The 23913-nt window shown below is 42.5% G+C and carries 23 protein-coding genes and 1 pseudogene; 8 read left to right on the top strand and 16 right to left on the bottom strand.

Features of this window, described 5'->3' with window-relative positions:
• Window positions 1-387: 387 nt before the first annotated feature.
• The 5 genes from G631_RS0105300 to G631_RS0105280 all read right to left on the bottom strand — a co-directional run bounded on the left by G631_RS0105300 (window position 388) and on the right by G631_RS0105280 (window position 8563).
• Window positions 388-1755, bottom strand: a complete 1368-nt coding sequence (locus G631_RS0105300; protein WP_196803823.1) for an MATE family efflux transporter — start codon at window positions 1753-1755, stop codon at window positions 388-390.
• A gap of 143 nt (window positions 1756-1898) precedes the next feature.
• Window positions 1899-4832 (bottom strand): AAA family ATPase, encoded by a 2934-nt coding sequence (locus G631_RS0105295; protein WP_026488577.1) that lies wholly within the window; start codon window positions 4830-4832, stop codon window positions 1899-1901.
• 74 nt (window positions 4833-4906) lie between these two features.
• Window positions 4907-6055, bottom strand: coding sequence for an exonuclease SbcCD subunit D (locus G631_RS0105290; protein ID WP_026488576.1), 1149 nt, complete (start codon window positions 6053-6055; stop codon window positions 4907-4909).
• Between the two features lie 134 nt (window positions 6056-6189).
• The gene (locus tag G631_RS19975) at window positions 6190-7299 is read right to left on the bottom strand and encodes a helix-turn-helix domain-containing protein (protein WP_051196871.1); all 1110 of its coding nucleotides are present in this window, start codon (window positions 7297-7299) and stop codon (window positions 6190-6192) included.
• Window positions 7289-8563 carry an MFS transporter gene (locus G631_RS0105280; RefSeq protein WP_026488575.1) on the bottom strand — a complete coding sequence of 425 codons (1275 nt, stop codon included), beginning with the start codon at window positions 8561-8563 and terminating at the stop codon, window positions 7289-7291. The genes G631_RS19975 and G631_RS0105280 overlap by 11 nt, the downstream gene beginning before the upstream one ends.
• Window positions 8564-8834: 271 nt before the next feature.
• On the opposite strand from G631_RS0105280, the gene G631_RS0105275 reads away from it, so the two are divergent.
• Entirely contained in the window at window positions 8835-9368 is a 534-nt protein-coding gene (locus tag G631_RS0105275) for a hypothetical protein (protein ID WP_155833878.1), read from the top strand.
• Window positions 9355-9546, top strand: a complete 192-nt coding sequence (locus G631_RS0105270) for a helix-turn-helix transcriptional regulator (protein ID WP_026488573.1) — start codon at window positions 9355-9357, stop codon at window positions 9544-9546. Before G631_RS0105275 ends, G631_RS0105270 begins: the two co-directional genes overlap by 14 nt.
• 67 nt (window positions 9547-9613) lie before the next feature.
• Here the strand turns inward: G631_RS0105270 and G631_RS0105265 are convergent, their stop codons facing one another.
• The 4 genes from G631_RS0105265 to G631_RS0105250 all read right to left on the bottom strand — a co-directional run bounded on the left by G631_RS0105265 (window position 9614) and on the right by G631_RS0105250 (window position 13011).
• A complete protein-coding gene (locus G631_RS0105265) occupies window positions 9614-10828 on the bottom strand; it encodes a serine hydrolase domain-containing protein (RefSeq protein ID WP_026488572.1) in 1215 nt (404 codons plus the stop codon).
• A gap of 109 nt (window positions 10829-10937) precedes the next feature.
• The gene (locus tag G631_RS0105260) at window positions 10938-11477 is read right to left on the bottom strand and encodes a hypothetical protein (protein ID WP_051196869.1); all 540 of its coding nucleotides are present in this window, start codon (window positions 11475-11477) and stop codon (window positions 10938-10940) included.
• An 8-nt stretch (window positions 11478-11485) separates the two neighbouring features.
• Entirely contained in the window at window positions 11486-11899 is a 414-nt protein-coding gene (locus G631_RS0105255; protein WP_026488570.1) for a DUF4430 domain-containing protein, read from the bottom strand.
• Window positions 11900-12024: 125 nt separating this feature from the next.
• Window positions 12025-13011, bottom strand: a complete 987-nt coding sequence (locus G631_RS0105250) for a DUF4003 family protein (protein WP_026488569.1) — start codon at window positions 13009-13011, stop codon at window positions 12025-12027.
• 223 nt (window positions 13012-13234) lie between these two features.
• Between G631_RS0105250 and G631_RS0105245 the strand changes: the two genes are divergently transcribed.
• Window positions 13235-14356, top strand: coding sequence for a DUF6688 domain-containing protein (locus tag G631_RS0105245; protein ID WP_026488568.1), 1122 nt, complete (start codon window positions 13235-13237; stop codon window positions 14354-14356).
• 23 nt (window positions 14357-14379) lie between these two features.
• Entirely contained in the window at window positions 14380-15312 is a 933-nt protein-coding gene (locus G631_RS18065; protein WP_051196867.1) for an endo alpha-1,4 polygalactosaminidase, read from the top strand.
• Window positions 15313-15353: 41 nt separating this feature from the next.
• Here the strand turns inward: G631_RS18065 and G631_RS18060 are convergent, their stop codons facing one another.
• Both G631_RS18060 and G631_RS0105230 read right to left on the bottom strand, forming a co-directional pair.
• Window positions 15354-16265 (bottom strand): hypothetical protein, encoded by a 912-nt coding sequence (locus G631_RS18060; protein ID WP_035789366.1) that lies wholly within the window; start codon window positions 16263-16265, stop codon window positions 15354-15356.
• A gap of 159 nt (window positions 16266-16424) precedes the next feature.
• Window positions 16425-17366, bottom strand: a complete 942-nt coding sequence (locus G631_RS0105230; RefSeq protein ID WP_155833877.1) for a hypothetical protein — start codon at window positions 17364-17366, stop codon at window positions 16425-16427.
• A 277-nt stretch (window positions 17367-17643) separates the two neighbouring features.
• Here G631_RS0105230 and G631_RS0105225 point away from each other — a divergent pair, with 277 nt between their 5' ends.
• Window positions 17644-18921, top strand: a complete 1278-nt coding sequence (locus G631_RS0105225; protein WP_026488566.1) for an O-acetylhomoserine aminocarboxypropyltransferase/cysteine synthase family protein — start codon at window positions 17644-17646, stop codon at window positions 18919-18921.
• Between the two features lie 66 nt (window positions 18922-18987).
• On the opposite strand, the gene G631_RS0105220 is transcribed toward G631_RS0105225, so the two are convergent.
• Window positions 18988-19332, bottom strand: coding sequence for a winged helix-turn-helix transcriptional regulator (locus G631_RS0105220; RefSeq protein ID WP_035789365.1), 345 nt, complete (start codon window positions 19330-19332; stop codon window positions 18988-18990).
• Between the two features lie 115 nt (window positions 19333-19447).
• Between G631_RS0105220 and G631_RS0105215 the strand changes: the two genes are divergently transcribed.
• The 3 genes and pseudogenes from G631_RS0105215 to G631_RS0105205 all read left to right on the top strand — a co-directional run bounded on the left by G631_RS0105215 (window position 19448) and on the right by G631_RS0105205 (window position 20635).
• The gene (locus G631_RS0105215) at window positions 19448-19633 is read left to right on the top strand and encodes a 4Fe-4S binding protein (RefSeq protein WP_026488564.1); all 186 of its coding nucleotides are present in this window, start codon (window positions 19448-19450) and stop codon (window positions 19631-19633) included.
• A gap of 14 nt (window positions 19634-19647) precedes the next feature.
• Window positions 19648-20246, top strand: a pseudogene (locus G631_RS21550) (4Fe-4S binding protein).
• Window positions 20243-20635: a C-GCAxxG-C-C family protein gene (locus G631_RS0105205; RefSeq protein ID WP_026488563.1), complete on the top strand. Its 393-nt coding sequence runs from the start codon at window positions 20243-20245 to the stop codon at window positions 20633-20635. Before G631_RS21550 ends, G631_RS0105205 begins: the two are co-directional and overlap by 4 nt.
• Before the next feature lie 30 nt (window positions 20636-20665).
• Here G631_RS0105205 and G631_RS0105200 read toward each other — a convergent pair whose 3' ends face one another.
• The 4 genes from G631_RS0105200 to G631_RS0105185 form a co-directional block, all read right to left on the bottom strand.
• Window positions 20666-21307 (bottom strand): GDSL-type esterase/lipase family protein, encoded by a 642-nt coding sequence (locus G631_RS0105200; protein ID WP_026488562.1) that lies wholly within the window; start codon window positions 21305-21307, stop codon window positions 20666-20668.
• Between the two features lie 194 nt (window positions 21308-21501).
• On the bottom strand, window positions 21502-22227 hold the full coding sequence (locus G631_RS0105195) for a tRNA threonylcarbamoyladenosine dehydratase (protein WP_026488561.1): 726 nt from the start codon (window positions 22225-22227) through the stop codon (window positions 21502-21504).
• A gap of 49 nt (window positions 22228-22276) precedes the next feature.
• Window positions 22277-22969, bottom strand: coding sequence for a methylated-DNA--[protein]-cysteine S-methyltransferase (locus G631_RS19970; RefSeq protein ID WP_051196865.1), 693 nt, complete (start codon window positions 22967-22969; stop codon window positions 22277-22279).
• Between the two features lie 59 nt (window positions 22970-23028).
• On the bottom strand, window positions 23029-23874 hold the full coding sequence (locus G631_RS0105185) for a hypothetical protein (RefSeq protein WP_242829064.1): 846 nt from the start codon (window positions 23872-23874) through the stop codon (window positions 23029-23031).
• Between the last annotated feature and the right edge of the window lie 39 nt (window positions 23875-23913).

Genomic DNA, 23913 nt, shown 5'->3' with positions numbered 1-23913 from the left:
CGCCAAGCCACTGTAATGCAAAACAATTAAAAAAATATTTTTGCATCATTCTTTGGCACTCGAGTAATGCACAAATCTAAATTTCCTCTTTTCTGCATCACTCTGACATGTCCAAATAATGCAAAACAAGTAAAAACAAAATTCTTGCATCATTCACTAGCACCTGAGTAATGCACAAATCAATTTTTCCTTTATTATGCATTACTCGAGCTAGTCTTAATTATGCAAAACAAGAAAAAACACTACTCTAGCATCATCATCCGACGCTTGAGTAGTGCATATATCAATATATTCCATTTCTTGCATCATTCAATTGAACCTAAGTAATGCACAAATCAAATTTTCCTTTATTCTGCATCATTCCGCCAAGCCCCTGTAATGCAAGTTTTAAAATTTCTTAAGTTCCGTATAAGCCATGGGGATTGCAACGAACAAAGATAGCACATCTGCGCAGGCCTGGGCCATCTCTACGCCTGTGATGCCAAGGAATGTAGGCAGGATCAGGATCATAGGAATAAAGCAGATTCCGTTTCTGGCGGAAGCTGTGATAGAAGCCTTGACGCCCTTGCCGATAGACTGCAGCATCATGTTACTGATGACGATTGCTCCTGAAAGAGGAAGTGTGCAGGCCTGGAATCTAAGAGCCGCAACACCAACAGTAATCGCAGCAGAGTCCTTTGAAAAGCCAGAAATAATGTATGGAGCAAAAATGAAAGCTACGGCGCCGATACCAACAAGAACAATTGTTGAATACTTGACGCAGAACTTAAATCCCTCTTTTACACGGGCTGTGAGGCCTGCGCCGTAGTTAAAGGAGCAGACTGGCTGATAGCCCTGGCCAAAACCGATAAGAGCTGCTGCCAGCATCATCATGATCCTGCCCGCAACACTCATACCTGCAATTGCAGCATCTGAGCCAATTGAGCCTGCTGTATAGTTTAGGATAAGTGTAGAAATAGCGGCAAGGCCCTGACGGAAAAGAGATGGTGCCCCGCCGTTAATGATTTCTTTTATATAATGCCAGTTGAGATGCACATTCTGAGGAAGAAGCTTTATGTTCTCCCCTTTGCTAGTGCCAATAAGAAGAACCAAAAAGCTGGTTCCCTGGCCCATACCTGTTGCAATGGCTGCGCCTCTTACTCCAAGATGGAACACCAGAATAAGAAGTGGATCAAGTATCATGTTCATAACTGCACCGCACATAAGACCAATCATGGCATAGTAAGCTGCTCCCTGGAATCTGAGCTGATTGTTTACCACAAACTGTGCCATCATAAATGGGGCGCCAAAGAGAATTATTCTCATATACTGCATTGTAAATTCAAGAGTCTGGCTAGACGCTCCTCTTCCAAGAAATCCCGCAATTGGTCCTGCGAAGATATTTCCAACAATAGCAAATATCACACCCAGGATAAGTGCTAGCGCAAAGCCTGTAGAAGCCATTTCGCTGGCTTCCTTATAATTGTCTGCTCCTAGCATTCTTGATAAATAGTTGCCTGAGCCATGTCCGCAAAAGAAGCCTGTAGCCTGGATCAGTGCCATTATTGTAAATACAAGTCCAACTGCTGCTGTGGCAGAAGTGTTGATCTCTGCAACGTCAGATACTCTGGCAACAAAAAAGGTGTCCGCAGTATTGTAGATTGCTGTCACCATCATGCTGATAATTGTTGGAACTGACAGTGTCAGTATCAGCTTGGGCACAGGAGTCTGTGTCATGTATTCTCTTCTGTTTTTACCTGTAACTTTTATTGCCATTTTTATTCCTCAATTTCTTTTATTTCCAACAAATATGTACTAATCATGCAGAATGCAGGATACGCCCCTCGCTATGCGAGAACCTAGTCCAGTATGATTATCGATTTTATGAGGAAAATCAATAATCTATCTTCCTGCACAATTCACACAACAATAACAGCTCTGCTGCCACCACTCTTTTCCTTGGTGACAACTATCTGCTTGTCGATTTTTTCCTTAAGCTCTGTGACATGGGATATGATTCCCACCAGGCGGTTACCCTCAGTGAGCCCTGCAAGAGCATTATAAGCAAGCTCCAATGAGTCAGAATCCAAAGTTCCAAAGCCCTCATCCACAAACATTGTATCGATCTGAATGCCTCCGGCAGATGACTGGATCTCATCAGAAAGCCCCAGTGCCAGTGAAAGAGCTGCCATGAAGGATTCTCCTCCAGACAGAGTTTTGACGCTTCGTCTCGTACCATTGTAGTGATCGATGACGCCAAGGTCAAGTCCGCTCTGCCCCTTGTTATTAGTAGCCTCTTCCAGGCGCTTTAGCTCGTACTGGGCATCAGACATCTTCATAAATCTAAGGTTCGCTCTTGCGATTATCCTGTCAAAATATGTGGTCTGAATATAGGTCTCCAGCATGATCTTCTCCTTGCCGGAGAGCTTGCCGCTTGCAGTATCTGCAAGAGAATTCATCCAGGACAGGCGCTTTTCTGCCTGGGATAGCTCTTTTTGCTTTTTCTCAATACCTACTCTTACCGCTTCGTTGCTCTCAATCCTTGCGTTTGCGCTGGTATAAGCATCAGTCTGTAAAGACCTCTCTCCCTCAAGCTCACTCTTTTTAGTAAGAAGTGCCTCCATGTCAGGAGCCTTAGCACCTTCAAGAGACTCCTCAAGTCCCTTGATTTGCCCCTTTAAGAGGCTTATCTTCTGGGCATGGCTCTTAAGCTCTTTGTCTGCCTTGTCAAAAGAGCTTTGTATTGCCGTCACTTTAAAGCCCAGCTCGCCTATCTTTTCTTCAGCCTTAGCCCTATTCTCAAAGCTAAATCCTGCCTTTAGGCTCTCGCACTGCTTCTTATCAGCTTCACGGCGGCTCTTATCTGCTGCAAGCTTCTCCTTCAGAGAGGAAGCCAGCTCTTTTAACTTATTAAGCTCACTTTCAGTTTCAGGAACAATCTTTTCAAGCTGAGCTTTTCTGACTATGCGCTGGTCCTCAGCCTTAATAAGGCCGGCTACCTCCGAAATCTTCTCAGATAAACTTTTCGCAAGCTTCTCCGAAGACTCTTTCATATCTTCCAAGCTAAGAGGCTCAGGGCCTTTCATATCATTCCTATAATCTATACCTGAAAAAAGCTGCCCTTCACCATCGTAACTCTTTCCTATACCGCCACCAGCAGCATTCTTACCTATTCCACTATCCGCAGCAGTACCACATGCAGCAGCATCACTTCCAGCACCGGCACTTGTGATAATATCTCCCACAAGCTCCTCATACTCTCTCCTTGCATGCTCAAGGCTTACGTCAAAAGAGCTGCCAAGCTCGCTGCACTTTCTGCTGGACTCTGCTACCTCTTCTCTGGCTATGTCCGCATCTTTCTTGGCCTTTTTAAGCTCAGCATCAGTTGGAACCTCCATTGACAGTGACGCAGGACTTGGGTGATTTCTTGAACCGCAAACAGGGCAAGGCTCGCCTTCGACAAGGGTTGTGGCAAGCACTCCCGCCTGGCCATCTCTGTAGAGCTTAAAGATATGCTCATAAAGACCGTTCTTTTCCTGGTAGATACGATCAATATCTTTATACTCTTCCCTGGCCTTTTCCAGCGCCTTCTCATCCCTTTGAAGTGCTGTAACCTTCTTATTTAGGACATCCAGCTTGTCTTTCCTATCTTCAAGACCCTTTTTTTCTGATAAAAGATGTTCTTTATTTGCTCCAACATCCTGATAACCAGAAAGTTCCTTTTTAAGCTCCTCAATTTCAGAAGCCTTTTCCTCCTGAGCCTTTATAGAAGCCTCGATACTCTTTTCCAAGGCTACTATATCTTTTTCAAGCTTACCAGTAGCAAGAAGTACTTCCTCATATTCCATATATCTTGGAAGTTCTGCCTCTATCTGGGCCTTCAGCCTGCTGTAATCATCCTTTTTAGGAAGCTCTTTTTCCGCATCTTCAAAGGCTTTCTTAAAGCCCTCTTCCCTTGGAAGCTCCTTTTCAAGCTCTGCCCTGGCTTTTTCAAGGTCTGCTACAGCTTTTTCAAGCTGCTTGGCCTTTCCAATATTCTCATTTACTTCTGAAAGCACCTTATCAAGACCCTCTATCTGCTGCCTTGCCGCATCCTTCCTGGCCAGGTCTCCAGACAGGAGCTTTTCAATAAGCTCCATCACATCGTCTATGACCATCTCTCCGGCTCTTGCCTTGTCCGCTTCCAGCATGAGCTGATCATCAGCCATGCAGACTATGCCTGAGATGTACTGTTTAACACTCTTTCTGGCATCCTCACAGGCCACATAGCTCTTTTTGCGCTCAGCCTCAAGCTGATTCTGAAGAGTCTGATAGCACTCAGTCTTAAATAGCTTTCTAAAAATCTCCTGACGCTCCTTGGTATCAGCCAGAAGGAGCTTTAAAAAGTCTCCCTGGGCCAGCATTGCTATCTGGCTAAACTGGCCTCTGTCAATTCCGAGAAGCTCAGTAACTGCGCTGTTTACGTCCTTGACCTTGGTTATCACCTTGCCATCAGGCATGTGAAGCTCTGCGTTTGGAAGCTCTTTTTTTAGTCCCTCTCCGCGCTTTGCAGGGCGCATGTACTCTGGATTTCGCTTTATGAAATACTCTTTTCCCCCATGGGTAAAAGACATCTCGACAAAGGTAGGTGTGTCGTCATCTGCGTACTTGGAACGCAGCATGTTGGCTTCCCTGCTGCCTCCGCTGGCCTCTCCGAAAAGAGCAAAACAGATAGCGTCAAAAATAGTGGTCTTGCCTGCTCCGGTATCTCCCGTTATCAGGTAAAGCCCTCTTTCGCCAAGCTCATTCATATTTAAATCTATAGCCCCGGCATATGGTCCAAAGGCTGAAATCTTTATATTTTCTGGTCTCATCTCTATTCCTGTATTCTCCCCTACGTTCCCCTTTATTATCTCAAGATACTTACAGTCTATTAGCTAGCTTCTCTTTATTTATTCCAGATACTCTCTATTAGTCCGCTTACTAGCTCACGCTGTTCATCGCTCATTTCCTGGTTGTTCTGCTTTTCATAGAATTCCTCAAAAAGCTCTATTGGAGACTTCCTCTCAATATCTGTAGCCCCCTCGATAACCTTATTTTCCCTGGTTCTCGTATTATCATAGGTAAGCTTCATAAGATTGGGATAAATGATCCTGAGTTTACTGATGGCATCAGGAATATCCTCTTCATCAGTCAGAACAGCATGGATGTAATCTTCTCTCCTTGTTCCCTCGTAGTTTCTTTTATCTGAAAGTTCCTCGTAGGTTCCTCTGATCTGGCGAAGGTCTCGCAGAGGCTCAAAGGGCACAAGCTCTATCTGGACCTGGCCTTTTTCTTTTACCGTGACAACTGTCAGCGACTTATGATGGTCCTTCTCGGAAAAGGAGTATTTAAGGGGCGTTCCGCTATATCTGATTGTGTCCCTCTTAACCTTCTGAGGACCGTGGATATGTCCAAGGGCCACATAGTCGAAATCATCAAACACAGAAACATCGACGTTATCAAGGCCGCCAACAGTGATTTCCTCTGATTCGCAGCGCTCTGCCCCGGTGACAAACTGGTGGGCAACCAGGATGTTGCGCTTTGTAGGATCTATACTACCGTCTGCATGCTCTAGCGCAACCCGCACTGCATCTGTGTAGTCCTTAATATCCTCCTCAGGGTAAAAAGACCTCACTACTGCAGGCTTAATAAAGGGCAGCATGTAAAGATTTACATCACCGCTCTTTTCTGAGTACTCATCAGGTATTGTAAAATGCATAAGTTTTCCATCATAAGCTGGAGATAAGTGGATTCCTGCCTGGTCTATGATACGTGAGTTTTGCGCAAACCTCACAGCAGAATCATGATTGCCACTAATGGCATAGACTTCAAGCTTACGCTTTGCAAGCTTACTTAAGAAATCATCCCATAGCCTTACAGCTTCCTCTGAAGGCACGGATTTATCGTAGATATCCCCCGCAATAATCACTGCGTCGGGCTTTATCTCATCAATTCTGTTGATGATCTGTATCAGAATGTATTCCTGATCTTCTATCATTGAAAATTCGTTGACTCTTTTTCCAAGATGAAGATCTGACAAATGTACTAGTTTCATGAAACTCCCCTACTTTCTGCAGTTTCAACCTGCACTTAATTAGTATAACATATAGGGGTCTTCAATGTGGTCCAATAAATAACCCACCTTGCCATTCATAGATATTTTACTTGAATGCTAAGGTGGGTATGATTTCAAATTAAGGACTCCCAGTATCTGCTGGCTTCCTCCATCTTTTTTATAACGCCCTTATCTCCTGGTCCTTTTACATTTTCAAAAAGACTGCTGATACCTTCTACAGCTCCGTGGCCCAGATTATCATATATAGGGTACTTGTAGTCCTCTCCGGCATGCCAGAATTTTATTTTCCCATTAAAATCATTGGAAGGTTTTTTATCGTACTCTTTAGCCAGTTGATAAGCAGTATCAAGGCTCTTTTTCATATTATCATAGTCCTTATAACAGGACTGATTTATGGCCTTGAGAGCAAGGCAGAATACCTTGACCTTTGTAAGATAGCTTGTCTTCCCATTGGAAGTGGCATCAACTATATCTATGCACCAGTCCATGAGATCTGCTGCCTCATTGTAGGAGGCTGGCTTATCCATGGCCATAAGGCTTACATTCATTCCGGTAGCAAACTCTATACTCTGCACGAGTATCCCTGAAAGGGCCCTGGTATACCTGTCCAGGGTTTCTTCTTTCTTGCCCAGCGCGCGATAAGCCTGGGCAATGCCTATTTCCGCAGCACCTCTGTAGTTAATCTCTTGAAATTCCTTGATAGACTCATTGGGATAGTCGCTTATCTTGAGTTCTGCAATCTTGTATCTTATTGACATTTCATTGTCATCAATTCCAGTATTCTGATCCACATAGCGAAGTGACTCCTCAAATAGCTCAAGGGCTTTCTCCCTATATTCTTTCTTGAAGTTCTTAACAGCGCTGACCGTCACATAGGCATTGGCGCATTTATTTAAAATACGGTAGTTCCCTGGATATCTGACTATAGCCTTTTCCGCTTCCAAAATTGCCTCATCATAATGACCGTCAGACAAAAGTTTATCTATCCTGTCTATAATGTCATCTACATTCTTGGAGGAAATGGTATAGCCAAGTAGCGTATCAACAGATATGTCAAAAAAGTCTGCCAGGTCCATAAGGGTCATAATATCAGGGATGGTGCTGCCACTCTCCCACTTAGACACAGCTCCTACAGTAATACCAAAGGCCTCAGCCAGTCCTTCCTGGGTTAGCCCCATTTCTTTCCTGTATTTCTTTATATTCTCATGCAAGTTAAGCTGCATTTAAAGATTCCTCGCTTTTTAACGTATTAGTCAAAGTGCGTGAAACAATTATGTATAGGCAGACCACAAGGTCAAAGATTCCGGCAAGTACAAATATCGCACCTATTGGAAGGAATGCTGCCAGAGCACTCACAACAAGAGACATTATTGGTGTTACTGCTTGTCCTATGGCATTCATAATAGATGCTGCTCTTGCAAGATACTGTTCCTCGATCAGTTCAATAAATTCTACTTGTAAAAAAGCTGAGAGGAGCGAAATAAATATTCCCAACATAAGGCTTATAAAAGCCACAAACACATACATAAATACTACACTTTCGTAAGCAGGCTTTGCAACAATAATGGAGATAAAATATAAGCCGATTGCAAGTCCTCCACTTATCACAAATATTTCTTTTCCTATAAATTTGCTAAGAATAGGATATGCAACAGTACCTATGAGACTTCCAACAGTAACTGTGATACCAAGAACTGATAAAACTTCTGCGCCACCTCCGAGAACTTCGCTTGCAAGTGGAGCCTGAAGGCTGTTAAGCGGAACCAGAATTCCGTTTAAAAATGCTGTAAACATAACGAGGAATCTGGCAACTTTACTGCTAAGGACATATGAAAAGCCCTGCTTAAGTGTTGAGAAATAGTTACTTAAATTGCCTTTTGCATCGGATGGCTCATCATTTCTAATCTTTACAGTTGAGATCAGAAAGGCTGATAAAAGAAATGTCGCCATATCTATATAAATTGCTCCGGCAGTACCGATGAAAGCAATGATACCTGCTGCAATTCCCATTCCAATAAGTTCAACTATAGTACCAAGTGCTGTAGACAAAGACATTCCATAGGATAAATCCTCTTTATCCAGGACCTTAGGTGTTACTGCTGAACCTGCAGGAAGTCTAAAGGCCTCTGCTGTTGAAATCACAAAAGTTGTAATAACAAGCATCCAGGCTTCCAGAAAGTTAAGTAAATAGCCTGTTGCAATAAAAGCCACACATATAGCTCTTATGATATCAGTAACAACCATAACCGTTTTCTTGCGCTTTCCTTCTACCCACGCCCCAGCAAGTGGCATTATCAGAACTGACGGAAGCTTGTTCACACCATATATGACAGCTGACCACATAGCATTGCTGGTAAGCTCATAGATAATCCAGGCTGATGCAATCGCATCTACAGAATCACCAAAACGGTTTATCAGTGCTGCAATCATCAATTTCATGTACTGAAAATTCTTTAATATGTTTTTGTATCCTGTACTTTTATTCATATACGCTTATCTCCTTGCTTTTTGATAATTAAATTCTATAAAAGGCAGCGATAAAGCGTAATACACAGGTATTATCAGTAGGAGTAGTAAAACTTTCCTGTTAGGAAAGTTTTATTCCGCCCTTGCAAATCAATAGCATAAAGTAAATTATTATAATTATTATGTAATATATACTTGACATATTGCTATTAGGGTATTATTATAAAATCACAACAAGAGCAAACGACGTCGCGATCAAATAATATTATCAATGAGTAATCTTTGGAGGTGTATGATGGGAAACAACATTTTTGACATTTTGACAACAGTAGCAGTATTTCTGGCACTCTTCCTAATTATCGTAATTATCAGGAAGAAGCTAGCAGGAGACAAGAAGCATTATGACGAGAGGCAGATTCTTGAAAGAGGCAAGGGCTATAAGATCAGCTTCATGACAACAATATTGCTCAATGTCCTTTACTCAGTCTTCTTTTATGGTCCTACTAAGGATATTGTGTCACCACAGTTTGTAGTAATAACTATTGCCCTTATCGGAATCGCTATCTACGCAATTTACTGTATTTTCAATGATGCATATCTTCAGGTTGGACAGAAAGTCGGTACCTGGATGACACTAATTGCATTTGTAATAGCCTGCAATTTACTGGCATTTTTCGCAAATAGTACCAAGGGCTTTACTGAGGATGGGCTTGCAACAGGCAGCTCTATTAACCTCATGCTGGCTGTATTGTTCGGCGCAATCCTTGTATCATTTCTGATCAAGCGCTTTATGGAAAAGAGAGGTGACTCACATGAAGAATCTTAAGATGAAGGCTGCCAGAGCGGGCATGGATCTGTCACAGCAACAGCTTGCAGAAATGTGCGGAGTCTCCAGACAGACAATAAATGCTATAGAAAAGGGTGATTACAACCCCACTATCAATCTTTGTATTTCAATTTGTAAGGCCCTGAACAAGACCTTAGATGAACTGTTCTGGGAATAAGTCGAGTAGAAGGCGATTAGTCTTCAATAATGAAGCCTGGAGCTGCTACAGTTCCAGGCTTTTTGCATTATGAAAGTACAATATTACGGATTCTTCTGGTAAGATGACCTGTGCCATAATCTCTCATCTGTGTCAGCATGATCATGGTTGTCCTGCTCTCCGGGTCATTCATAAAGTAAGCTCCCAGCCAGCCATCCCAGCCGTATTCACCCTTGTGGCCGATGATAAGGGCCTGTTCAGGGTTAGTCATGATACGCATGAGATTTCTGTATGAGTGTCCCTCGAGACCATGCCAGTTATCGAAGGCGTGCTGAGGGCCTTCCTTGAGGGAAGCATCAGTCATAAACTTAACTGTAGCCGGAGTCAGGATTTCTTTTCCCTTGTAGGTTCCGTTATTAAGTAGCATCTGCCCGAAGTGAGCATAGTCATCAAGTGTTGAGAAAAGGCCTGCTCCGCCTGATTCAAAGGCATTTGGGTTTCCATCATTTCTTATGATGAGATGGTCTCCTGAAAATTCTCTAAACTCTCCGCCGTGAACCTCATAAACTCGTGACAGGCGGGATTTCTTTTCCTCAGGAACAAAAAAGCCTGTATCCTTCATTTCAAGAGGGTCGAATAGTCTCTCCTTCAAAAAGTCGCCAAACTTCTGGCCTGTAGCCTTCTCAATTACAGCTCCCAGAACGTCTGCGCTTGTTCCGTACTGGAAATAGCTTCCGGGAACAAACTGAAGTGGGAACTTACCTATCTCATCAGCAAATTCAAGAGTTGTCATCTGATGCTTCTGTCGCTCATCCTCAGACATTTCCTTATAATCTGCAACATCATATGGATTTTCAAGCCTTCTAACAGCATCTATAAAAAGAGCTGACGTAGCTCTCTCAGCTTCTGTGTTAATTCCAGGATAAACAAGTCCTGAAGTCATGTTCAGAAGGTCAAAAATTCTCACCTTTTTATCATCAGGTACCTTCTGTATCTGGCCATCAATAAGGCACGTCTGGTTCTTGAAGCCCTCAAAAAAGTTTTCCACAGGCTCATCCAGATCAATGATGCCATCCTGCATAAGAAGCATTGCTGCTGCCGCAGTAACTGGCTTTGACTGGGAGTAAAGGTGAACAATAGTGTCACGGTTCATTGGTATATCTTTGGCTATATCAGCGTGACCACTCTGGGCATAGTAAGTTTCCTGCCCGTCCTTGATCACAAGAAGGTTAACTCCTGCAACCTCCTTATTGGCCACAGCCCTGTCCATGGCCTGCTGTATCAGTTTCTGCTTGTTTCTCATTACATAACCCTCGCTTTAGTTGTAATTGCTCCATTCATTTTAGCTCAAAACAATTACCATATCCACAAGGATTCATAAATAGCTCTTTTTTGTTTATATTTTTACTCTTTTACAAAGTGGCAACCTTGATTTTCTTCATGGCTGCCCTGACTGGCCTATACAATACCAGCATCAGTACAAAGTTTCCAGCGCAGTGGATAAAATCCCAGGGAATCCCGGCTATCCACCATACAAATCCGGCTCTGATGCCGCTTGCAAAGCCGCCGCTGCTCCAGCCTATCACCACATAAGGGATGGAACATAATGCGCCAAAGCAAAGTCCGAAGATTCCTGACACAATAGCCCAGAAAATAGCCGAATCATTCTTCCTGAGAAGCCAGGCTATCAGTACCAGTAGCGGCCAAGCATAGAGATACATTATCCACCACAGATTCATGCCGTAAATACTGCCCTCAATCAGGATAAAAACAGGCACAACAGCCACTATTTTCCATCCAAAAAAGAGTGTGAACATGATGATCCAGAAGCTTGTGAGCTCAATATTGGGTAAAAAAACAAGTGCTGCCTTGGAAACCTCTATTACCGCAACCATAAGCCCTATCTGGGCAATATCCAGTATTGTTATTCTTCCAGAAGTACTATTTGACATACTATAAATTACTGTGCCTTTTCATAAGTCCATGTGTATGTATCGCCATCAGTTACAGGCTGTGAATCGCAGCCGTACTGGCCATATTCGCCGTTAACATAAAGAGCCCAGTAAGCTCCGTCTGTAGCATAGTCTGCTGTCTCGCCGTTAATAGCTGAGATCATGATTCCGTACTCAGAATCTGTTCCATCATAGCTAAAGCCCTGGTCATGAAGCTCATCCATAGCGATACGGAGGAACTCTGCATCTGTATCAAGTTCGTAGTCAGTTGTAGCGCCTTCACTGTTAACAACCTCAACTGTGATGTGCTTCTCACCCTTTGTAGCCTTTGGTCCAAATACCTTCCAGCATACTGCAAATGCAGCTACGAGAACTACAAGACATACTAATCCAATAATAATCTTCTTTGTGTTGTTTTTCATAATATTCTCCTTCTTCCAACATTTTTCCTATCAAGAATATCACAGAAAAAATCCTGAATCAAATAGGCCTCCATGCTAGATGAAGGCCTGTTTATACTAATTTACTTGACTAGATTGTAGCAGGATTAATTTGATGTTGCTGATACTGTAGCCAAAGCTGCGATAAGAGCAACCATCATTACTTGCTGCGCGATCAGTATCGAAATTGCCCCGCTCGTTACAGAGGCATTTGCTGCAGGCTGATTTTCTCCATATACAGTGCCCACAATCATTGTGCCCAGCATAAGCTTGATCTGGGGAGTCATTTCAAATATTCCAAATCCCTTTTTGCCCTTGAAGGACTCTACAACCTCTATTACTTCTGCAACTACATCACCTGTCTCTTTTCCAAGATTTACCAGTATTCCAAGTGATGGAAGCTCATAATCTTTTCCATAAGAATATCCAGCATCCTTAAAAGCTTCGAAGAGTTCAACAGCCTTCTTGCTCTTTTCCTTGCTGTCTCCTTCGAAGGTTGTGAGAACCTGAGCCAAGGAATACGCTGCATTATCGTGCAGTACGAAGTCAACTTTAAATTCAATAAAGCTCTCTTCCAGCTCTGTGAGTATCTGCTCAACACTCTTATCTGTCATAGCCAAAAGAACTGCAAATCCCGTGTCCTCATCTGATGTAAGGAAGGGGTGAGAAGCCTTCATTCCCTTTAATATAGCCTCTGTCTTCTCAACAATTTTCTCAACGTCGTTAGCTCTTTTAGCATCGCAAATTGAAGTTGCTGCAAGGGCTCTGTAGCTTGAGCCCAAAATATTCCCGCTCTGAAGCCTTTTATAAACTTCGATCACATCATCAAGGTACTGCTCAGGATTGCCACTGATAGCCATCTTAGCGGAAACTATAAGCTCGTTATTTCCTCTTATTTCTGATAAAAGCCCAATCTTTTTCCTGAGGATCTCTCTGCACTCCTTAACAAGCTCAGGATCTGCGGTTCTATTCCTCTCTGCAAAAGCAGCTCCTGCAACAGCTGTTAAAAGCCCGTCTTCAAATAAAAAAGCCTTATGAAGCAGTGCTTTGTTCTCAACCAGCAGTTCCGCTCTTCTCCTAACAATATCATTCATACTTTCTCTCTCCTTAAACACATTTGTACAGGGCATGGATTCTGTCACGTCCTGCGTAATCCTCGCCCTTCCTACATCATACTCTCTAGTAACTTGATGTAAAAGGAAAACATGCGATGTCATGCGGGTTTCCGGGTGCAACCATTATCGCTTACAAGATGTATAATGTATGATATAGGTGTCAAAAATCAAATATTCAATAAAAAGGTGGGTTTCAATATTCATGGATGATTTATTCGCATATATTCTGATTGGGATTTTAATAATCACTCCTCCAGTAGTCAGCATCTATAACTTCATAGGTCTGTTCCACAGATTCAGGAACAAGGTTGCAAGGAATATCATCTGGGCAGTCACAGCAATAGTCGGTGTTCCAGAAACAGTGCTAAACCTGGAGTTTCTCTGTGATGTAAGTTTTGAAAAGTCCTGGACTGAGCAGCTGTACAACGACATGCTTCATCAACCCATATGGATTGATAGTTACCCTACACTTATTATTCTATGCACTGTGGGAGTCATTGGCTTTATAATCCTGGCTGGAACCGACTCTGCAAAGGTTCCACCCCTTGTCACTGTCTTGTCCATGGCTGCAACTTACATCCTGCTGGGCTTTATGATAGTGTGCTGCATACAGATTTCAAACCATACATTTGAAAAATTCATCGCTCTTAGCTACATACTTCCCATTAACATGATCTTTATAACCTTCAATCTGTTTAGGGAAAAGATAATGGAGTGGAACGGATGTGAGCTTCATAATAGCGACGATTTTGGGAAAAATGCTTTCATCAAAAAGCTTAACGAAAGTCTCCTTCGCTCTGAAAAATGGCCACTTTACGCCTTCATCTTAATGATTCCGCTGCTTGGCATAGTTCTTTTGATACTAATTTTATTTGGTCAGCAGCCAGATGCTGTGATAAAAGCCTTTACAGAGACAACCAACTGGGCCTTGTCAGGTCAGGAGGGCCCACAAAACCTGTACTATGATGAGCACTATCTGTGTACTGTTGCCGCTGGTGGCCATAAAAAGATTGTAAAGCCTGTGAGAAAGGGCATTCGCCACGGACATGACGTTATCGTAAACAGACAGCTCATGATAGCTAACGCCTTTGAAAACGTTCTTGAAGAAAAGACACCACGCTTCCACAGGGCAGTTCGCAATTTCTATGATAAATACGGCTTCCCAATTGCTGACCACATCAGGCATAACAAGGTTGCCTGTGATGTAACTTATTTTGTTATGAAGCCTCTTGAGTGGATTTTTCTTGTAGTTCTATATCTTGTGGATGTAAATCCGGAGAATAGGATTGCAGTGCAGTACCTGCCTGAGATGAAGAGTCACTAAAAACATAAGGGATTGGAGAACATATGATAAAAGAAAAATTGTATAAAGCCTGCGCAGCTACCTTATCACTTCTTATGCTTACAGCCTGCACAATGCCTAAAGCCAATGAATCTGAAACCAAGTCCAATCAAGATTCAAAATCACAACCAGATAATGCTTTAACTGTATCGTCATATACCGATGAAAATGCTCGCGCAAGAGAGTTTTCCACAGACACCGAGTACGGAGTTTACATTGGAGTTGAATATGATGAGCTGCCAGAGGATATCAGCTATGATGTACTGGTAATCGACGCCCAGTACTACACTAGTGAGGAGCTTGATCAGCTCCATAAGACCAACAAAGAAATCTATTCTTATCTCAATGTTGGGTCCCTTGAAGACTTTAGGCCTTATTATGATCAGTTTAAAGATATAACTCTTTCCCCTTATGAAAACTGGGATGGAGAATATTGGATTGACGTCTCCAAAGAAGAATGGCAGGAATATATTGCCAAGCAGATTGCTCCTACTCTTGCAAGAGGCGGAGTAGATGGTTTCTTTATTGATAACGCGGATATTTATTACATGTATCCTACAGATGAAATCTATGATGGTCTCACAACCATCCTAACCACAATAAAGAAACTTAACAGAAAGATCATCATAAACGGTGGAAACGACTATGTCACAAGATACCTTGAAGAGAATGGCACACTTACCCCCATCCTTGACGGTGTCAATCAGGAAAGCGTATTTACCTCTATCAACTGGGATGAGGGCACTTTTACCGAAAGTGCAGCTGATGACAGAGAATACTTCCTCGACTATCTCTCCCAGGTAGCAGCAGATGGCAAAGCGGTTTATGTTCTTGAATACACTAAAGATGAAGCCCTTGCGGAGATGGCAAAATCTAAGTGCCACGAGCTTGGCTACAAAGTCTACGTTTCAAAAAACCTTGAACTAACTGGTGATTAAAAAAAGGGCCAATGATAAAGCAACTGTCATTGGCTCATTTTTTATCTTTTTCTTGCTGCAGCTCTTTTTTCTGCAATCTCAGCAAGGCGCTTGTTTATCTGATTACGTATAAAGTCTTGATCTGACTCTTTTACCAGGTAATACATATATGAGTCTAAAACAAGACTCTGAGGAAGTCCTCTTCCTACCACCTTAAAATTCCTAAAGCCCAGATCTATATAATCCTTCATCTGGTCTCTGCTAATGAAGGCGGGCTTATCTTTGCAGTCGGCAAAAGATCTCTTTTCCTGCCTGTTAGGGCAGTTAAAGGGCCTTGCTATCTCGTATTCAAGCTGGTGAAGAGACTCATCCTTGTAGTGGTCTATTCTCTTTGGACAATTAGGGAAGCATATTTCATCCACCAGAATTTCCACTCTGTCAGCCACAGGTCTTAGGCTCTCCAAGACTTCCCTGTTATGATTCAGGTCATAGTCAAGAACCACCATGAAATAGTCCTTTTCAAGCTCTTCATGGAGCTTATCAGGATCAGTTATCCTCTTGGTAGTAGAGGATATGAACTTGAAATTCGGATACTCTTTTCTAAGATAATCCTCCAAAACAGGCCTGTTGACCAGAACCTGATTCTCCCCGTTATCAGCAAGACGCATTATCAGGTTACAATAGGTGTCGTAAACGTGCTTTTCCTCTATAAGAGAGTTGGTCCAGGTAAAGCGCACAGGAACGTGTTTGGAGTTAAAGAGCTTTATAGTGCGCTCAATCTCGTTCTTTGGGCAAAATCCCAGAACTGTTCTGCCTCCGTTCCATATTGCTCCCGGAAAAGTGCCATAAACACTCCCCACGCGATAATTGTCATAAAAGCTGCTTGGAAATTCCCTCATCAGATCGATAAGGGTGCTGTTAAGATCCCGGAATACGCTAAATCCAGGCAAATGCCAATAAATATAATCCCTCATGTTTCCCCCGAAAACTTTATACCTTCTACTGATCTTATGTTTCTCCCCTGCACAAGAATCAGCTTGCTCGTACCCCATTACAAGCATATTTAATTATACACTCGAAGGCAGTATTTTACTAGGAAAACTATGAGGAATTTCCATCAAAATCCTTCTTATTTATTCGTCTTCAGGATTGTGCCCTGATTTAAAATCAAAACTGTCAGTCTGCTTGTAAAAATATACATCACCGGTTTGGTTTGTCCACATCTTTTCCCCATCGCAGGAAAACTGAACTCCAAATACCATGCCGCAGGTATAGGCATCTAAAGTAAGTTCATACATATAATTTCCATACCTTCCATCGCTAATACCAACAAATTTATCTAATTCAACATCTGGAATGCTCACTCTGCGTTGTCCATCTTCATCAATATAAAAAACTATCTCACTTCCATCCTTGCTGACCCATGTTCCAAGATACTGATCAAATATCTGTTCCTGTCTTGCCTTTTCTTTAAGGGCCTCTTCTGCTCTCTTTTTACTAGCAGCCTTTTCTTCCTCTGTATAAAAAGTATCAACATCTCCTGATAAGTGGTCTCCGCCGGCAGTGTCATAGCTTGTCTCTACAAGGGAATAATTATCTGAATCTAAATATCTAACTTCAAAATCTCTCCAGTCGCAACTATCCTTGAATCTAAAGGATGTAACGCTCCTTGGATCATCAGAGTATATGATGATCCTGTTACTCTTTACCTCAACGTTATCATAGTTAAAGTTCTCCATTTGGTCGCTTTCTAGGTCTCCTCCCCAGTAAACCACAACCTTTTTAGGATAGTAGATTGTTTTGATGATATAAAAAGAGGTTAGGTTGTCAGTCGTTTTCCTATCCTTGTATGTATAAGTATCACGAACAGGGGATTTCTTTTTATCCTGCTTGTTTTCAGGTGTACTTGACTCTGAACTGTCTTCATCTATATTTGATGCATAAATATCATGCTGTTCTGAGGCTGGCTTATCCGGATCAGCATAGACATCCGGCTGTTTGGCGCAACCTGTCAGCAGAGCCAAAGAAATAGCTCCAGTAATTATCATTTTCTTACCTAATACTGCGTTATTCATTGTGTTATCATAGCCTTTCAACTCTCAGTTTTTCGTAACATACAATTTAATGCAGAAGGGCACCTTGTTTGCGCCCTTCATTAATATTACATATGGCATTGGGATTTTGTCCCACTTTTTATCCCTTTACCTCAATAAAGTCTGTCGTATTTTTTCTAAATATGGTATTGTATGATGTAGGCATCAAAAATCATAAATGCGTACATGCTTGCATGTTAAGCATTTTGACTTTATGATTCGTATATCATCATATTTTTGTAGATAGAGGAGAATTTCAATGAGTGATCAGTATATCGGTACAAAATGTGTACAGGCTGGCTACACACCAGGAAACGGCGAGCCTCGTCAGATTCCAATAATCCAGTCCACAACTTTCAAATATGATACAAGTGAAGATATGGGTAAGCTCTTTGACCTTGAGGCTTCAGGATATTTCTATACAAGACTTCAGAATCCAACAAATGATCATGTGGCTGCCAAGATTGCAGCTCTTGAAGGGGGAAGCGCAGCAATGCTGACATCTTCCGGACAGGCAGCGAACTTTTTTGCCCTGTTCAATATCTGTGAGTGCGGAAGCCACATCGTAGCTTCATCTTCAATCTATGGTGGAACCTTCAACCTTATTGCTGTAACAATGGCTAAAATGGGTATCGAGGTAACATTTGTATCACCAGATGCATCAGAAGATGAGCTCAATGCAGCATTTAAAGATAATACAAGAGCTATGTTTGGTGAGACTATCGCAAACCCAGCTCTTACAGTTCTTGATATTGAGAAATTTGCCAAGGTTGCACACGCACATGGCGTTCCACTTGTTGTGGATAACACTTTCCCAACACCTGTAAACTGCAGGCCTATTGAATGGGGTGCAGATATCGTAACTCATTCAACTACCAAGTACATGGATGGACACGGCGCTGCTGTTGGCGGAGCTATTGTTGACTCAGGAAAATTTGACTGGATGGCTCATGCTGACAAGTTCCCAGGTCTGTGCACTCCAGATGATTCCTATCACGGAATTACATACGCAGAGAAATTCGGAAAAGAGGGAGCTTTCATCACTAAGTGTACAGCCCAGCTTATGAGAGACTTTGGCTGCATTCAGTCACCTCAGAATGCCTTCATATTAAATCTTGGCCTTGAATCCCTTCATGTCCGCATGCCTAAGCATGTAGAGAACGGACTTGCTGTTGCCAAGTTCCTTCAGGAACAGCCTGGTGTAGTCAAGGTTAATTATCCTGGTCTTGAGGGAGATAAATACTACGAACTTGCCAAGAAGTACCTTCCAAATGGAGGTTGCGGCGTAGTTTCATTTGAGCTCGAAGGCGGAAGAGCTGCTGCCGAAAAGTTTATGAAGAAGCTCAAGGTATTTGCAATTGAAACTCACGTAGCTGACGCTAGAAGCTGCTGCCTGAATCCTGCAACTTCTACACACCGCCAGATGACTGACGAGCAGCTTGCTGCAGCAGGAATTCCTGCAGGACTTATCAGAATCAGCTGTGGTCTTGAGGACAAGAACGACCTTATCGCAGATCTTGCTAATGCACTTGCGTGATCACTGCATTACTAGAGGCTTTGCAATATATCTGCCACTTAGATTTGGGTGGCAGGTTTTTTCATATCATAAATTGTCTTCGCCCCACTTTTTCATCTGTAAAAGAATAGGTATAAGGCTCTTGGCTTTTGAGGTAAGATTGTATTCTACGCGGACAGGCATCTCATCATACTGCTTTCTCTCAACAAGGCCGTCTGCCTCTAACTCTTTTAATGAAGTAGCAAGCATGGTATTTGTTATGCCACTTACTGCGCGATTCAGTTCTCCATATCGCACCACTTCTCTGTTGTCGATAACACAGAGGATCATTATCTTCCATTTTCCTCCGACAATGTCCAGGACTTTCTTAAGTCCGCATCCCTTACCCGCAATATCTTCACACAATGGCTCTTTTTTGGCTATTTTACTCATGGTATAGTTTTCCTTACTAGGTATATATTTTTTGCGTACTTGATATACTTTTTATACCACCTATAATAAGATCGTTGAACAAAGAAAGCAATAAGAATCTTTCAAGGAAATTATTATGAAAAAGGCAATTAATGACATTAGTAGATGCGTGGCTTGCGGCGTCTGCGCTCTGCAATGTCCCAGAGAAGCAATACAGATCTATAGAGGCTGTTATGCCCTTGTAGATGAGGCAAAATGTGTTGGATGTGGCATGTGTGAAAAGGCCTGCCCTGCTGGCACTATAAAAGTAGAAAACAGATAATTTTGGGAGGCGTTATGACATCAAATAAGAAAAAGCACTGGTATGATTACCTGTGGATATGGTCAATTGTGTATTTTGCATTAGGCTTTTTTAACATTCTATTTGCATGGCTTGGCATGATAGATTTTATATTGCCACTGGTGTTTGCAGCAGTATTTGGAAATAAGTGGTTCTGCAATCATATGTGCGGAAGAGGTCAGTTATTCTGGGTCCTGGGAAGAAAAGCTAAATGTTCCAGGAGAAAGCCTGCGCCAAAGTGGCTATCTTCAAAGTGGTTTCGATATGGCTTTTTAATCTTTTCCTTACCATGTTTGGAACTATGATCTTCCAAACCTATCTGGTCTTCTCAGGAGCAGGGACACTCAAAAAGGCGATAAAGCTCTTTTGGACGTTTAAAGTTCCGTGGAAGTGGGCGTATAATGGTAGTATCTTCCCTGATTGGGTGGCACAGTTTGGCTTTGGGTTCTACAGCCTTATGTTAACCTCAACTCTCATAGGTCTTATTGTGATGGTACTGTATAAGGAGCGAACCTGGTGCACTTTCTGTCCTATGGGGACAATGACACAAGGCATATGTAAGATCAAAGAAAAGAAAGGTACGGAGAAAAAATGACATTAAATGAAAGAGCTAATAAGGCAGTAGAATTAAAGACTTCAGGCAAGTTCAACTGTGCACAGTCAGTAGCAGTTGCACTGGCTGATGAAACAAGCCTGACTGAGGAACAGTTGCAGCAGCTTACTGCAGGTTTCTGCGCAGGAATGGGCAATCTTGAAGCTACCTGCGGTGCACTGATAGGCGCAGGTATGATAACCGGTCTTAAAACTCAGGGACAGGGTACTCTTGGTAAAACAAAGCAGATTCAGGAAGAGTTTGCAAGAAGATGTGGCGCACTTAGATGTAAGGATCTTAAAACAGTCACTGATGGAAAGCCTCTCTGCCCTTGTGAAGAGTGCGTTAGAAATGCAGTAATGGTCTACGGCGAAATAATGGGCCTTGAGTAAAAAAAGTATGTTTATCAAAAGCCATGCGTGTTACTGCGCATGGCTTTTCTTAGCAAATCCTATTTCTTCTAGTTTATCTATCATTGCTGTTGCTAAGGCCAGGTGGCCCTTCTCGTTAAGGTGCTCATCATCTACGGGACTTGGCTCAGCAAAATCTGATGCCGCAAGAAAATGCGTTCCACGCCTTGCTGCGATCTGCTTATACACAGCTTTTAGCTGTCTGCTGACTTCTATAGAAGTCTTGTCGAACTCAGGATCCTTTTCCGGAAGCCATACCTCTTTTCCCAGAGCAATTGGAGAAACCACCAGGATATTCTGAGGTTTGAGGAATTTCTCAAGTTCATCCAGGCACATTTCAAGCCCTTTTCCAATGACAAAAGAGCTGGCATTGAAAACCTTTTTGCAGTCGTTTGTACCTAGCATGATAACTGCTGCATCCAGTGGATAATTGCTCTCAAGAGAAAGCCTCAGTGTCTCTGCGCCTCTCCTAAAGGGTCTTAGAGCATCCTCAAATATAGTTGTTCTGCCACAAAGACCATCCTCTATGATCCTGGTCTCTGGAAGTGCCTGCTGAACAAGGCTGGTCCACCTTGTGCCCCAAGGGTATCTTTCCATAGTTCCGGGGATAAGTCCCCATGTATTTGAATCACCAAAAAATAAAATGTTCGCCATTATAACCCCTCATAGTAAAATGCTGCGTAACCAATTGGCCTAAAAAAACATGAATCTCATTACGCAATTAGCTTACAAATATATTATGAGAGTATTATGGCGAACCGTAAAATAAACAAATCTGATAGTCACATATAACGCTTGGCTATCACTATTATAGTTCTATTCTGATCAAGGCTTGCAATTGTAGCTTTTCACATGGCTATAAGATCTTTTATAACTTCGGAAGCAATGATAAGTCCTGCAACTGATGGAACAAATGATACGCTTCCCGGGGTGCTGCGACGAGGGTGTGGATTGTTTATGTTACTGGTATTATCTTTGGATTCAGGCTTTATTGGCTCTTCTTCAGAATACACAACCTTTAATTTTTTGACTCCTCTTTTTTTGAGTTCTCTTCGCATTACCTTAGCCAGAGGGTCTACATTAGTCTTGTAGATATCAGCCACCTTAAATCTTGTTGGGTCTAACTTGTTTCCGGCTCCCATTGAACTCATGACAGGGACATCTTTTTCTTTTGCCTTCATGATAATCTCAATCTTGGCAGTCACAGTGTCCACCGCATCTATCACATAATCGTAGTCTTCAAATGGGAACTGGTCTGAGTTCTCAGGCAAAAAGAAACACTGATGGACGTTGACTTTAAGTTCTGGGTTGATGTCCAAAAGGCGTTCTTTCATGACTTCAACCTTGCTTCTCCCTAAGGTGCTGTGAAGAGCAATAATCTGCCTGTTCAGGTTTGAAAGAGCCACTGTGTCGTCGTCGCAAATGTCTATTTCTCCAATTCCAGCACGGGCTAGAGCTTCACAGACAAATCCGCCTACGCCGCCTACGCCGAAAACTGCAACTCTTTTATTTGAAAGTTTATTTACTGCTTCTTCACCCAGAAGAAGCTCAGTTCTTGAAAATTGTTCGTTCATGTTTTCTCCGTTATTATCTGCCTTGTCAAAAAGTCTCGACAATGCCCGCTTACTTCATACCAAAACGCTTTAGATCTACCTTGCCATTTATGACTGTTACACCTTCCTCATACAGGAATTTCTCCTGCATGTTCACGCCGCCAAACACAAAGGCTTCTGCTAATTCGCCTTTAGAGTTGACCACACGGTGACAGGGAATACTGTCGTGATCAGGATTCTTGTGAAGTGCATTGCCAACGGCTCTTGCCATCTTCCTATCTCCCGCCATCTCTGCTACCTGCCCATAGGTTGCAACTTTCCCCTTAGGAATCTTTTTAACTGCCTCATATATGCGGCGTGTTGGGGTATCTGCAATCATCTTGTAACTGTCATCAATCCGCGCTGTGACTTGCTCAAGCTCTACTGTCCCGTCCAGAAGAATTGTCAGCCAGTTGCGCTTGTTCATATGGTAGCCCGGCATAAAACCTGGCGTCCGCCCCATCATCATTATGATCTCCGGATCTGCCTTGACATTGATGATTGGTATTTCGTCGTCGGTTGGTAGCCCCAGCTTTTTTCCTGAAACTGACATTATTATGGCAAACCATTTCTGTGAATACAACTCCTTGAATGTAGCATAATCCGGGTACTGATGCCAGGGGTGTTCCGGGGAAATGTTGTATTTTTTCTTTATGTAGGATTGGACGGCTTTTGTGAGGCCATTGGTATCGGTGGTATCAATGATGTTCTTGCTACTACTCATGAAAATGCCTTTCTTGCCTTTTTCGTGTAAGGTGTTCTGAGGAGCCTATAAATTTGTCACTAGTTTATCTTCGCAACTTCATATTCTTCCAGGCTTCGGCCCAAAAGCTCAATTATCCTGAGTTCATCAACTGCGTCATACACAGCATTGTGGACTTCGCAGTACCGCATGTCTCCTGACAACATTCTTGTAATGGGCTCAACGCCGTAATTGGACTTAAGTCGACCAGTCTTGCAACATGGAAGGGAATCATCAATAGCCCTGTTATACTGCTTGTAGGCTGCAAGCCTCATGATATCGTACCATTCAAAGCCACCAAGCTCAGGCAAATGGCCAAGATCAAACTTGCCATTGTAAGCGTAAATACTGCTGATTCCAAGCTCTTGCAGATAGCTTTTTATAGCTTGAAGAGCCTCTTTTCGAGATGCTACATGTTCTTCTGTAGATAAGAGCAGTTCCTCACTCGATGGCTTGCCTGACTCTCTATAGTTAAGTGGGGCTTCACATATATTTCTTTTTACATGATAATGCAATACCCCAGAATACATTCCGCCTGATCTATATTCAGGATCGATGATGTAATACAGGCAGTCTGTACATTTAAAGGTCGTGGCATCTGCAATTGCCACTCCTATTGACATTACCTGATCTCGCCAGTTAGTCTCTGTATCTATTACAGCAAATCTGCTGCCTATAGCAGATTTCGAAGTTTTAGGCGAAAGGCCCTTGCAATTCTTGTTTTGTAGTTTATCTTTTACTTCTGGTGTAGCCTTTTCTAGGGCTTTACTTGAACCGTTAGTACTATTTGCTCTATTTGAGGCTCTTGTTGCACTTCCTGCTGCCTGTCCCTTAGAAGCCCCAGCTTTTAACATTTCCAAAAAATCTATTGATGGATTAGAACTCATTATTATCTCTTTCTTAGGTTTTATCGTTTGTTGCAATCA

Origin of the sequence: Butyrivibrio sp. XBB1001 (assembly GCF_000424505.1) — a bacterium.
In the GTDB taxonomy this organism is placed as follows: Bacteria; Bacillota; Clostridia; order Lachnospirales; family Lachnospiraceae; genus Butyrivibrio.
The sequence above is the reverse complement of the archived record's forward strand: the minus strand, read 5'-3'. Positions and strand labels throughout refer to the sequence as shown.